7 protein-coding genes are annotated in these 13,432 nt (G+C 47.3%); 3 read left to right on the plus strand and 4 right to left on the minus strand.

Features of this window, described 5'->3' with window-relative positions; genetic code table 11:
• Positions 1 to 68: 68 nt before the first annotated feature.
• Positions 69 to 437, minus strand: a complete 369-nt coding sequence (locus KE626_RS35025) for a hypothetical protein (RefSeq protein ID WP_346344370.1) — start codon at positions 435 to 437, stop codon at positions 69 to 71.
• 246 nt (positions 438 to 683) lie between these two features.
• Positions 684 to 2,207 carry a sulfatase gene (locus KE626_RS09500; RefSeq protein WP_211972630.1) on the minus strand — a complete coding sequence of 508 codons (1,524 nt, stop codon included), beginning with the start codon at positions 2,205 to 2,207 and terminating at the stop codon, positions 684 to 686.
• Positions 2,208 to 2,277: 70 nt separating this feature from the next.
• Here KE626_RS09500 and KE626_RS09505 point away from each other — a divergent pair, with 70 nt between their 5' ends.
• The 3 genes from KE626_RS09505 to KE626_RS09515 all read left to right on the plus strand — a co-directional run bounded on the left by KE626_RS09505 (position 2,278) and on the right by KE626_RS09515 (position 7,947).
• Positions 2,278 to 2,667 carry a VOC family protein gene (locus KE626_RS09505; protein WP_211972631.1) on the plus strand — a complete coding sequence of 130 codons (390 nt, stop codon included), beginning with the start codon at positions 2,278 to 2,280 and terminating at the stop codon, positions 2,665 to 2,667.
• 618 nt (positions 2,668 to 3,285) lie between these two features.
• Positions 3,286 to 6,435 carry a SusC/RagA family TonB-linked outer membrane protein gene (locus KE626_RS09510; RefSeq protein ID WP_211972632.1) on the plus strand — a complete coding sequence of 1,050 codons (3,150 nt, stop codon included), beginning with the start codon at positions 3,286 to 3,288 and terminating at the stop codon, positions 6,433 to 6,435.
• 27 nt (positions 6,436 to 6,462) lie between these two features.
• Positions 6,463 to 7,947 carry a RagB/SusD family nutrient uptake outer membrane protein gene (locus KE626_RS09515; protein WP_211972633.1) on the plus strand — a complete coding sequence of 495 codons (1,485 nt, stop codon included), beginning with the start codon at positions 6,463 to 6,465 and terminating at the stop codon, positions 7,945 to 7,947.
• 74 nt (positions 7,948 to 8,021) lie between these two features.
• On the opposite strand, the gene KE626_RS09520 is transcribed toward KE626_RS09515, so the two are convergent.
• Positions 8,022 to 10,175 (minus strand): IPT/TIG domain-containing protein, encoded by a 2,154-nt coding sequence (locus tag KE626_RS09520; RefSeq protein ID WP_211972634.1) that lies wholly within the window; start codon positions 10,173 to 10,175, stop codon positions 8,022 to 8,024.
• A 20-nt stretch (positions 10,176 to 10,195) separates the two neighbouring features.
• Complete coding sequence (locus KE626_RS09525; RefSeq protein WP_211972635.1) at positions 10,196 to 13,432, minus strand: TonB-dependent receptor; 3,237 nt, start codon at positions 13,430 to 13,432, stop codon at positions 10,196 to 10,198.

The following is a 13,432-nucleotide window of genomic DNA, read 5'->3' on the forward strand; positions in this document are numbered from 1 at the left end:
AGCCCTGCTGCTCCCCTAATAGGGGCAAAATCTTCCAAAAAGCATGGCTGCCCGGTGTTCTCCGGCCATCAATCGATTTCAGTCCCTGTAACAAAAAGGGCGTACCCGGCAACCCGGTACACCCTTGCATTACAGCCGTTCCCCTCAGAACGTAGCCATATCTTCCGTATAACGATTGTATAGATGTCCTGCAGGCAGGACATTGCGGGCTCATTAAATGCCGGCTTTGTCGTAGCCTGCACTCCTGGCGGTTTCCAGCTTAAGCCGGAGCTTTCAACTTTGACCGGCAGAAATTTAATCGGCAAATCGCGGTCAAAGCTCTCTGCATCGGCCCGGCATTGAAGCCCTGAACGATCAGCCATCATTTTATTGACCCTGAAAAAATCCTCCAACTCGCTGTAATCTATATGACCGTCCTGAAATGCCACAGCATCCACTGTGCCGCTCCCTTCTTCAAATATTTTTTCTTGCCCAGGATTAACGGTGATTATGATGATTTACAGGATTTTTCCTTTAATGATTTAAAAAGATTAGCGAAGACAGAAGCGAGTATCCGCTTTTGTCTTCGCTAATCTTTTTAAATCAAAAATAAAATCTATAAAAATAAAATCCTGTAAATCATCATAATCACCGTTAATCCTGGGCAAGAAAAAATTCCGCTGCATTTAACTAACAGCTAATGGCTAAAAGCCGGGGTACGGTACCGCCTTCCCCGTAGCCTTGTACACCGGCAGCTGTCCGCCTTTTTGTTTTAGTTGCTGTGTGAGCAGTCTGGCCAGCTCCTTTGTTTTATCGGGATAGCGGCCCGATACATCATTGGCTTCATGAATATCAGCTTCCAGGTCATAAAGTTCCAGGCGTCGTTGCTTTTCAAAATAGATCAGTTTCCATTTGCCCTGACGGATGCTGGTAAGCCAGGAATTATCAGTACCTAGTTTTCCGCCGGTCCAGTCGTTAGGGAAATTCCAGATCAGCGCCCGCTGGTTATCCCGCAGCTCCGGTTGTTTAAGGTAAGGTATAATGCTTCGTCCATCCAGCTTTTGCACGGTCTTGTATTTTTTTATACCGGCCCATTCCAGGATGGTAGGATAAAAGTCTTCGATGATCATGTACTGCGGATTAACCGAACCGGGCTTTGTCACCCCATTCCAGCGCACAATCATCGGTTCCCTTACACCACCTTCATACAGCGACCCTTTACCGCCGCGCAACGGGAAATTCTGGGAATTATCAGCGCCTTGCCTGGGTGCATGGGAAAAGCCCCCGTTATCAGACATAAACACAATAATAGTATTATCGGTGAGATGATGCTGATCGAGGTAATCCATCAGTTCCCCGAGACTCTTATCCATACCTTCTACCAGGGCGGCATAGGCCGCTTCCGGTGCAGGCAGTCCCATATCGAGGTAGCGTTGTACGAAGCGGTCGTCTGCCTTATAAGGCAGATGTACCGCGTAATGCGCCATATACAGGAAGAAAGGCTGCTGCTTTAACTGGGCCGTATCCATAGCCAGCATGGCTTCTTTGGTAAGATCGTCTGTCAGGAAATTATGATGACCGCGGTATTTTTCAAGTCCCGGCATTTCTGCCTGCAGGATAAACTTACCGGGTACACGGCCAAAATCTTCCTCTCCCAGGTAGGATGCCGGATGACCGGCAGCGCTGCCTGCTACATTCTTTACAAAGCCCAGTGCAAGCGGATCGGCGCCGATAGTTTGATAGGCGCCGAAATGCGCTTTTCCACATTGAATAGTATAATAGCCATTTTCCTTTAACAGCTGAGGTAACGGGGTAGCATATACGCTTTTCTCCTGTCCGGGGATGGGCGAAATACCGTTTACGTTCCAGTCGGGGATAGTGAGCAGGCTATCATTTCCATCTACCGCTTTATTTTTCATGGAGGTCCAGTTGCTCACCCGATGCCGGGTTACATTCATGCCGGTAAGAAAGCTGACCCTGGAGGGTGTGCAAACGGAGTTGGCATAAGCGTTGGTAAATTTGGTACCGGCTTTACAGAGGCGCTCCATATTGGGTGTGCGGAATTTCCGGTTGGCAGGTGTAATACTGTCCCAGAAGGGCACAGAGGTATCCTGCCAGCCCATATCATCTACCAGGAAAAAAATAATATTGGGTGATTTTTTTGACTGGCATTGTGTGGCCGTCGTTATGCCGGCGAAGAACGCCATTAGCAACAGGGAATGTTTCATTACATTCATTTTAATTTCAGTTTGTTCACTGTGTACTGACAATCTTAAAGATAACGATAAAATCTTTCACATGATAATTAACCGCCTCGATCACCTGGTGCTCACTGTAAAAAATATTGCAGCCACCTGCCAGTTTTATGAAACGGTGCTGGGTATGGAAGTAATCGCCTTTGGCGACCAGCGTAAAGCGCTGCGATTCGGACATCAGAAAATAAATCTGCATGAAAAGGGGCATGAAATAGATCCTAAAGCCAACGCACCTACGATGGGATCGGCTGATCTTTGCTTTATTGCAGATACACCAGTGGAAGAAGTGTTAACCGAACTGCTAGATAAACATATAACAATACCTGAAGGCGGGATCGTAGAACGGACGGGCACCACAGGCAAAATACGTTCTGTTTATTTTCGCGACCCTGATGGGAATTTGTTAGAGGTGAGTAACTATGTTGTTAAATAAAAGAGAAAGTTTAATATTGTTTTTCTGCAAAAAACGCCCTATTTTTATGGCGTTGACTAAAATTTCATGATTTGTTAACTGATTACAACCGGTAATAAACATGAGTCCTGCAACAGAGAAATTTTACTGTAGTTTTTGCTTTTGAAAATGTAGTTTTTGCTTTTGAAAACATTTAGTTTTCACGTTTTTTTTTGCTTTGAGAATTTACTTAATCCACAGAATCCAATAACATGTAAACCAGAAGGACTATTGTTATAGACCCGCTACCATGCGCGTTTTATAATCAAATTTTCCGCAAAAAGGAACAACAAAAATACCCGGTTTATTTCCGGCACGGAAATACTATGCTTGTATTGTAGCCAGCTTTCAACGGAACCACTGGAATCCATGCTATCCGCTTTTGCGGGTAAAGTTTTTTCATGCCATAAGCCATTTGTACACTGATCATAAAAATGATCAGCTGATACTTTCATGCCAAAACCAAATTAAAAATATGACAGAGACCCACGTGTATGCCTGCCTGGATCAGATCATTTATACATAGCTATAGTTAAAAGCGTGTAGGCGTATACGTTGTATCATTATTTTTTCTTTATATCTAAACACAATTTAAACCGTATGAAAAAAGGTTTACTGCTATGGCTATTGCTAGCCATCGGTATGGTGCATGCTTTTGCCCAAACCCGAACGATTAAGGGTAAAGTTACTGACACCCAGGACGGCACAGCGATTCCTGGTGTATCCGTAAGTATTAAAGGTTCTAAAGTAGGAGCTGTATCCGGTGCTGACGGAACATTTTCCATCCAGGCTGATAACGCTACTTCACTGGTCTTTTCTTTTGTAGGTTATGAAACCAGGGAAGAAAAAATTGGTACCCGTCAGTTTATCAATGTTGCAATGGTAACCAGTAATAAAGTATTGAATGAAGTATTGGTTACCGGTTATGGTGAGTTAAAGAGAAAAGATGTTACCTCTTCCGTAACCGCAGTATCCGGCGCAGTTATTAACAACCGCCCGGCTACCAGCTTTGACCAGGCATTAACCGGCAGGGCCGCAGGGGTGAATATCAGCACTAACTCCGGCGTACTGGGCGATGGTGTAAACATCCGTATCAGGGGTGTAAACTCTATCAGTAACAGTAACCAACCTCTGATTATCCTGGATGGTATTCCGATGAACACCAACGTTAACCTCAACGTATTCAACAGCGGTAATGGTACCCGTTACAACCCACTGGCAGATATCAACCCGAACGATATTGAAAGTGTGGATGTACTGAAAGATGCGGCTGCCACTGCGTTATACGGATCCAGGGCTTCTGCGGGTGTAATCGTTATTACTACCAAAAGAGGTAAAACCGGCGCCATCAGCGTTAACTACAACGGCTATGTTGGTTGGAGCAAAGCCGCCCGTTTGCCCAAACTGCTGAACGGTGATGATTTCAATATCATCCAGAATGAAAAATCAGCCAACTCTACACCAGCAGGACAAACACCTGTTATCATTGCTAAAGACATTGATGTAAACGGAGATGGTAAACCAGACAGAACAGATTGGCTGAAAGAAACCTTCCAGACAGGTATCATCCAAAGTCATCAGTTGTCACTTTCCGGCGGAACCGACAAAGCAAAATTTTATGCTTCCGGTGAATATGCTGATCAGAAAGGGGTGGTACTCACTAACCGTTTACGCAGAGGCGGTATGCGTATGAACCTGGATGTAACGCCTAAAAAATGGTTGAAATCAGGTCTCTCCCTCTACGCATCCAAAACAATGAACAACGGCGTATTATCTGATCGTTACCTGGCAGGTGCTACTTCTTCTTCCTACTCCGCCATGCCAAACGTGCCGGCCTATGATAAGAATGGCGAGCTGTATATTAAGCCCAACAATGGTGACCTGGGTGATGGTAACAATACCATCACTACCAGCAACCGGTTCAACCGTTTCTTCAACCCACTTTCCAGTGTGCTATTGGGCAGAAATGATAACACTTCCACCCGCGTTTTATCTTCTGCCTATGTAGAAGTAGAACCTATTCCGGGTTTAAAAGTAACTTCCCGTTTTAGTGTGGACTTCATCCAGAACTACGAAGATCAATACAGCGGCCCTAAACAGGCTGGTAACGGTATTGGTTTGAATGGTCTTGTGCAGGAAAACCTGCTCAGGAAAAACCAATGGAACTGGTCTAACTATGCCACCTATACGAAAAGCTTTAACAACGTTCATTTCATCAATGCCATGATGGGTATTGAATCCCAGTTTGCACAGGAGAAAAAACTGTACACCGGGCAAGGTAACCTGGCAGATTCTTACTTCAAAGAAATCTATGATGGTTTATATGCCGGCGTAGAAAACAGTTATACCGGCGGTAACAATATTGCCAATGCATTTGATTCTTACTTTGGTAAAATTGGCTACAACTACGGTTCCAAATACTATTTCGATGCAACACTGAGAGCAGATGCTTACTCAGATTTTGGTCCGAACAACCGTCGCGGTTATTTCCCCGGCGCTTCCGTTGGATGGAGAATCTCTGAAGAAAATTTCTTTAAAGACCATATCTCTGTTATCAACGATATGAAAATCCGTGCCAGCTACGGCGTAGTAGGTAACTCCAACATCAAAGCCTATGCCTACAGAACCCTGTATGGTGGTGGTAGCTACGCAGATATCAACGGTTTTTCCCAATTCCAGATCGGTGACCCTAACCTGAAATGGGAAACTTCCAAAAAACTGGATATCGGTATCGACGTGGCCTTGTTAAAAAACAGGATCACTGTTACCGCCGATTATTTCAACAGTAATATCAATAACCTGATCCTGGATGCACCGGTACTGGCTACTGCAGGTATTCCATGGGATCCTACCGGTATCCCCGGTTCCATACTGACTACCAACATCGGCGCCATGTGGAACAGAGGTGTGGAATTAACGGTAAACACCCGCAACATCGAAACCAAAGACTTCAGCTGGACTTCCAGCCTGAACGTTACCTTTATTAAAAACAGGGTAACCGCTACCGCCGACGGATCTGACCTGATAAAGGATAACAACCGCGCCAGCATAGGCAGAACATTAGGTGTATTCCGCCTGATTGAATGGGGTGGCGTGAATCCTGAAACAGGTTTCCCGATGTACTACAACAAGAACCACGAGCTGGTAATGTATAACCCAACACCTGGTGTTGTAGACAAATGGACTACCCCTGATGGTAAAAACAAAAAGGCGCCGATTACATCCAGCGATGCACAATACCAGGATAAATCGGGTTACCCTACCTTTTTTGGTGGATTAAACAACACCTTTACTTATAAAGGTATTGACCTCAGCATCTTCCTGCAATACAGCGGTGGCAACTATGTATACAACGCTACCAGGGCAGCATTAATGACTTCTTTCTTTGCTAATAACCTGGAAGAAATTAAAAACAGGTGGACACCGGAAAATAAAAATACCGATGTACCTAAACTGTTCCTGGCCGATGCTACTATCACACAGGCATCTACCAGGTGGCTGGAAAAAGGCGATTTCCTCAGAGCGCGTGAAATCAGCGTTGGCTATACCTTCCCCCGTATCAAACAATACCTGGGTTTAAACAGCCTACGCGTATACGGCCTGGTACAGAATGCCTTCATGATTACAAAATATAAAGGCGCAGATCCGGAAATTAACACCAACCGTGAAAGTAATATCAACTACGGTGTGGATAACAGGGGCGTACCTATCCCAAGAGTATTTATGCTTGGTTTAAATGTTGGATTCTAATTGTCAGTTATTTTAAAAAAGAGAATTATGAACTTTAAAAATAAATCAAACTTCACAACAAGACTGAATAGCCGCCTGGCTATTGGTGCGGTAGCGCTGGCGTCTGCGGTGATGTTTTCCTGCTCTAAAGTAAATGAACAGCAACCATATGCCAAGCTGGATCCCAAGGATGCGTTCAGCAACCCGGAGAGGATCGGTAAAGCTGCCGTTGGTATGTATGATGCATTACAAAATCCGGAATTCCTGGGTGGCCGTGTACTGCTGTATGCCGACCAGCGTGGGCTGGATGCCAACATCGCCGGCTATTTTACCAATATCGGTACTTTTGATATGCAGTCCATCAACAACTTTGCATTCAACTGCTGGTCCGGTGGTTACAGAACTATCAACGAAACCAATTTCTTTTCCATCAACCTGAAAGAAAATGAAGCGGTGGTAGGGCCAACAGTAGCGGCAGGTTATTATGCAGAAGCGAAGTTTATACGCGCACTGTCCTATTTTTACCTGGTGAATACCTTCGCACAAACATATGCCGACCAGCCTACTGCGGCAGAATCAGGTGTGCCGTTAATCCTTACTGCACCCAGAGACGGCGCGGAAGCTACAGATCCAAAAAACAAAGTAAAACGTAATACCGTACAGGAAATCTATGATCAGATGATCAAGGACCTTACCGAAGCAGCAGCGGTACTTCCGGTTAAAACCGGTGATGCCTTTGCAGACCATGCCAGGGCTACCAAAGGCGCTGCACATGCACTGTTGTCCCGCATCTACCTTTACCAGGGCAACTGGGCCAAGGCCAGGGACTTCGCTGACAGCGTATTACTATCCAGCAACAAATATGAACTGGATGCCACTCCTGCTGCCGCTTTTTCTGCTGGTAACTACCAGACCTCCAAAGAGCGGATTTTCTCGGTAGCCATGAACTCCGGCGATAACCCAAACACCAACAATGCGCTGGGTCAACACTATGGTTCTAATGGCCGTGCCGACGTTTCTATCAGTAAGTTATACCGCACCCTGCCGAACTTTGATTACCAGACCGATCTGAGAGGTAAACCGCTGTTCAGCTACAACATCAACAAAGACAACGGCGATACCATTGCTTTCTATACCAAAAAGTTCTTTGGTACCAGCACTTTCGATGCCTGGGTTCCTGTAATCCGTTTGGCAGAAGTAATGCTGATCAAAGCAGAAGCACTGGCAAGATTGAATACCGGTGCGCCTGATGCAGCTGCCGTTAAACTGTTGAATGATATCAGGGCCAGGGCAAAAGCCAGCGTTTTGGCACCGGCTACGCAAGCGGAACTGATTACCAACATCCTCACAGAACGCCGTATTGAACTGGCTTTCGAAGGACATGGCGTAACGGACTTCCAGCGAACAAAACGCGACATCCCCGCTCATGGCAATGTGGTGCTGCAAAAATGGAATGGCAACTATACTATTTTCCCGCTGCCTTTCGCAGAAGTGGAACGTAATCCAAACATGAAACAAAACGAAGGTTACTAACCACGCTTTGTTTTCCATAAAAAAGAATCCCGGCTGCAGATGTAGCCGGGATTTTTTTTACCCAATTACCAACTTTACTTAAAGAAAATCTTCCTGACCGATTTATTTCCGCGCTCCACCACATACAGGTTCCCTTCTGCGTCGAGGAATATACCATTGATCATAGAAAACGCAGCTTGTTGCAAGGTGCCATCTGTATAGGCCGCCACCGGTGCAGCACCGCCTTTCCAGCCGGTTATTCTTATTACCTGGTCGTCTTTGATGATACGGATAGCATGGTTGTCTGCCACATAAAACCCGTTTATAGCCGCATCGTACACAATACCCGTCATACCGGCAAAGCCGGCGCTGCGCAATGATCCGTCGTTATATCCCCACTGCCCGCCGGCATACACCAACCTCGCGCGATCCACCGTTTTTATCACAGACGGATAATCCCCTTCTATGGTATAAAACACGCTGCCTGCATTATCTATCGCAATATTATTACCGGGCGTATCATAGCCGTTTCCGATGGAGGAAGCATTACCTGCCGCATCTACCTTCATCACACCACCATATTGCGCGCCCACGAATATGTTTCCCTGCTTATCTATACCTATGCCATATGGTGCAAAGGCCAGTCTGGCGTAGGTAGTTACCACGCCCGCCGGTGTAACCTTACGGATCATTTTGTTAAACAGGTCCACCACGTACAGGTTGTCCTGCGCATCGATGGTAAGCCCTGTTACATAGCTGAACGCAGCATCTGTACCGGCGCCATTTGCATTACCGGCGGAGCCATCTGCCTTACCGGCAAACAGGGTCACTGTACCACCTGGTGTTACTTTCTTTACCACATTCATATCTGTAACAAACATGTTGCCTTTCGTATCTACCGCCACTCCAGACGGATTGCTAAAATCGCCGGCATCAGGACCGCCGGCTATCGTCATTACACCGGCTCTTTTAAACACGGGTCCGGTGGCATCGAGGGTACCTACTTTTACTTTCAAGGCGCCCGTAGTTACGCCTATGGGTGCTGTTACCTGCAGCGTAGTATCTGTAGCCGCCGTAACCGGAACGGCAATACCGTTAAAGGTGACGATGTTATCGCCCGCATTGGCACTAAAGCCCATCCCTTTGATGATGATGGCCGTACCTGCTAAACCGTTATCGGGCAATAACCGGCTTACCCCCAGTGATTGTTCTTTAAACAATGGCCCGTCGGTTTGCTGACCATTTACGGTCACCAGCATTTTCCCGGTTCCTGCTCCTGCCGGTACTTTTACCGTCATTTGTTTATCGGCCGTAATGCTTACGGTAGCTGGTTTACCGTTGAAGGTAACGCTTACTTCATCGGTGAGTGTGCTGAAATAATCGCCGGCAATATTTACCTCGGCGCCTGCCGGCGCACTCAGTGGCGCCAGGGTACTGATGACCGGTTTGGGGATTACGGTAAATACGTTACCAATTGTTTTTTGCCCGTTGATGCTTACTGCTACCGGTCCGGTGGCCACGCCTTCCGGCGCTGTTACCAGTAACTTGTTAGCAGCAGCGCTAAGCACAGTTGCCGGCTTTCCGTTAAAGGTAACGCTGTTACCTGCAGCCACTGTATTGAAACCCTCCCCGCTGATAGCCACCTGTGTGCCTGCGCCTCCTTTTAAAGGCTTTATAACGCTGATCACCTGGAATGTAAAGTCGGGTCCGGTTACCTCCTTTTCATTCACCTTCACCGTAATTTTGCCGGTGCCCGCAGCTTCCGGTACTGCTGCTACCAGCAGGGTATCGGAGGCACCGGTGATCACTGCCGCTTTCCCATTTACAGTAACCACAGCAGGTCCATCCAGGCTGCTGAAACCCGCGCCACTGATCCGGATATTCGTACCTGCGGGGCCGTTAGCCGGACTCACACCGTGTAAACTTAATGCCTGGTAAGTGTAGGTACCCAGGTCTACTTTACGCGCTCCTGCCTTTACGGTAAGAGGTCCGGTACTCCCCTGCTCCGGCGCCAGTACAATTAATACAGAGTCACGTGCATCCACTACTCTTCCTTCCGTGCCGTTAAAGGTCACTGTCACATTTTTTCCCAACCCTTGCCCCTGGAGCGTTACTATCGTTCCTGCATTACCGCTGTTGGGCCAGAATGTTTTTACATTCACAGCCGCATCAGCGTCGTTGTGTTTGTCTTTCCTGCAGGCGGCTGCCAGTATAAAGAAAGCTGCCAGCAGGGGTAAATATTTTTTCATTACGGATGTATTAACAAGATTTAAAAAGAATACCTCATCCCCAGCTGCACCTGTGCCCTGGAGTTAAAGAAATCGACCGAATACGGCTTGCCCGGATTTTGAAATGTATAAACAGGATAAGCGCCCGGGTTCTGTACCGCCGGAAATACCGGCGTTAAACCGGTACTGGCGGTAGAGTTAAAGGTATTGGGGGAGAAGTAAACTTTACCCCAGTTGCTGTTTACCAGGTTGGTGAGGTTTACAATATCCACCGAGAAGGTGATAAACTGTTTGCCTCCAAAATGATACTCCTGTGCAAAGTGAAGATCTGCCTGTATATTCCAGGGGGTACGGCCAGCATTCCGCTCGGTGAACTGCCCGCGGCGGGAACGGAGGTATTTATCACCATCGATGTACGCATTGAAAGCGGCTGCCTGTTCTTCAGCGGAGCCCTCTTTCTGCCGGAAATAATTTACTGCTTCTGCTGTTGTAGGAATGTACAATAAACTTACCTGTTGCGGTAAGCCCTGTATACTGTTGTTTACAATACCATAGGTAAAAGGACTGCCCGACTGCGCAGTGGCAAACAATGTAAGCGTACTTACCCAGCTGTTGTTCCATTCTTTGTTATAAGTAACGTTAGCGACTATACGGTGACGCACATCAAAATTAGACCATGCCAACCCTGGTTTATTGGGATTCAGCGCCTGGTTCAGTTGCCAGTTACTTTCCATAGAATTACGGATACCATTGGAGATATCTTTGGAACCACCATAGGTATAAGCCACGGAACCCTGAATACCGGATGCAAAGCTGCGGTTTACGCTACCGGTAATACTGTAACGATACCCTTCGCTGGTATTACTCAGCAGGTAGGCGTTGGAAAAATGCGGATCTACCGTACCGCTGTAAATAGGTTGCTGCCGGTCTTTATCATAGCCATAATATTTCGGATCGTCTTTAATATTTACCTGCTGGAATAATACATCTTTGATCGTTTTGGTGAACATGGCTTCCACGGTATACTTAAACCCGGCAGGGCTCACATAATCCATTCCCAGGCTGCTGCGCCATACCTGCGGCATTACAAAGTTGTTGTCGATCACATCTACCTGTGTTTTACCCGCATTACGGTTATTCATCAGGGCGCCGTTCTGCTCAATAAATTGTGCGATACCGTTGGGGTTGGGACGTAAAGGATCGCTGCCGGGAGCAAATGCCTTAGTATCTGCTTTCTGATCAAAGGAGCCGTAATTGACGCCGTTATTATAATAAGCGTAAGCTATCCAGGCGAAAGGAATGCGACCGGTAAACAGGCCGGTACCTCCGCGCAGGATCAGGCGTTGATCGCCTTTCCAATCGAAGCGAAAGCCCAGTCGTGGCGACACCTGCACCTTCCCAAGACAACCGTTATTGATCCGGTTAAGCGGCGTATAGGTATAAGTGTTACCAAAGAAACCATCGGTCCAGGCGTTCTGTGTTTTATCGCTCAGCGCAGGCTTTTCCGGCAGCCAGGTATAGTCGGCCCGCAGGCCCGGGATGAGTTTTAGTTTATCCGTTACCTGTATTTCATCCTGGAGGTATAAGCTGTGCATGTTTACACTAAACTTTGCTTCCGGATTTTGCAGGATATAGTCGCGGCTATTGTTGGTATAGTTATAACTCCCTCTTACGCGGTAGGGGTTGTTGTTAAGATAATCGTCGATACCCAGGTAATCTACGCGGCCATTCCAGCTGTTTACGAAACCATAGTTGATACGGTACAATTCGTTGTGGGTTCCCAGTAAGATGGTATGTTTTCCTTTGCGCCAGGTGAGGTTATCCGAAATTTCAATGGTGCGTTGTTTCATATCAAAGATGCTGGCTTCGCGGTCGGTGCCCAGGTAAATGGTGGTACCGGGTGTACGACCTGCGATTTGTACCTGCGGCAATGCAGGATCTGAATCGGGATTGCGTTTATCATGCACCATGCTGTAGCCGGCGATAAAGCTGTTAGACCAGCTGTTGTTAAAGCGCGACTTCAGTTCCATCACCGTGGAGCTTTGGTTATTTACCTGCTGGTATGCCATGCTGCTGAAACGAAAGTCCTGCTGATCGCGATCCATGTTCATGGCTTTGGATGTGATGGTGTTATTGCGGACGGACAGCTGATGTTTATCATTGATATTCCAGTCGATACGGTTAAAGAACTTCTGCGAGCGGGAATATGCGCTGTAGTTGCCGGCGGTACCGGGATCAAAGCTGTTACCGTAGCGATCCAGCGTTGCCTGCCGGATCTGGTCGGCATCTTTTATACTGAGGATATGTGCGGTTTCCGGCTGTCCTGCCAATAGCTGTGCGGGGTCTTGCCGGGAAGTAATTTCTTCATTTGTAAAAAAGAACAGTTTGTTTTTGATGAGCGGGAAACCGACCCTTACACCTGCCTGGTAATCATAAAAATCGCTGTTCATTTTACCGGCCGGGCCTTTCCCGGTGAGGGCAGCGTTGCGTCCAAACCCGTACACAGAACCGGTTACAGTATTGGTACCACTGCGGGTAACAGCGTTGATGCTGCCGCCGGTAAAATTACCGATCTTCACATCGAAGGGGGCAAGGTATACCTGCATATCTTCGATGGCATCGAGCGATACGGCGTTAGTACGGGTACTGGAACCGGGCATACCGGAAGTGCCGGTAATACCGCCTGCAGAAGGACTAAAACCGATAGCGTCGTTGTTAATGGCGCCATCGATGGTTACGTTATTATAGCGGAAGTTGGTACCGGCAAAAGAGTTGTCGCGGGAGCTTTGCGGCACCATTTTCGTCATGTCCTGCAAACTGCGTGAAACAGTAGGCATATTGGCCAGCTGGGTACGACTGATATTTTGTCCTGCGCCAAAAGTATTGGCCGATGCGCCTTTCCTGGTGCCTTTTACCGTCACGGCCGACAATTCCTTCCCGGCAACGGCGAGGTTAAAGTTCAGCTGCATGGGTTCACCGAGGCGGACGTTCAGTTGCTCCCGCTTTTGCGGCTGCATCCCCATCATGGTTACAGCAACGGAGTAAGGGCCGCCAATGCGGAGACCTGGCAAATAATATCGGCCATCTGTACCGGTAGCTACGCCATACCTGGTACCGGAAGGTTCGTGTACGGCTACCACCGTTACGCCAATGAGCGGTTCGTTTTTATCGCCGGTGATCTTTCCGCTGAGAGTACCATTTGTTTCCTGCGCCTGTGCCGGGAAACGGATACAGAGCAGGAGCACAAAAAAATAGGCTATGTATAAAATTTTATTCAT

This window comes from Chitinophaga hostae (assembly GCF_018224885.1).
Taxonomy (GTDB): domain Bacteria; phylum Bacteroidota; class Bacteroidia; order Chitinophagales; family Chitinophagaceae; genus Chitinophaga; species Chitinophaga hostae.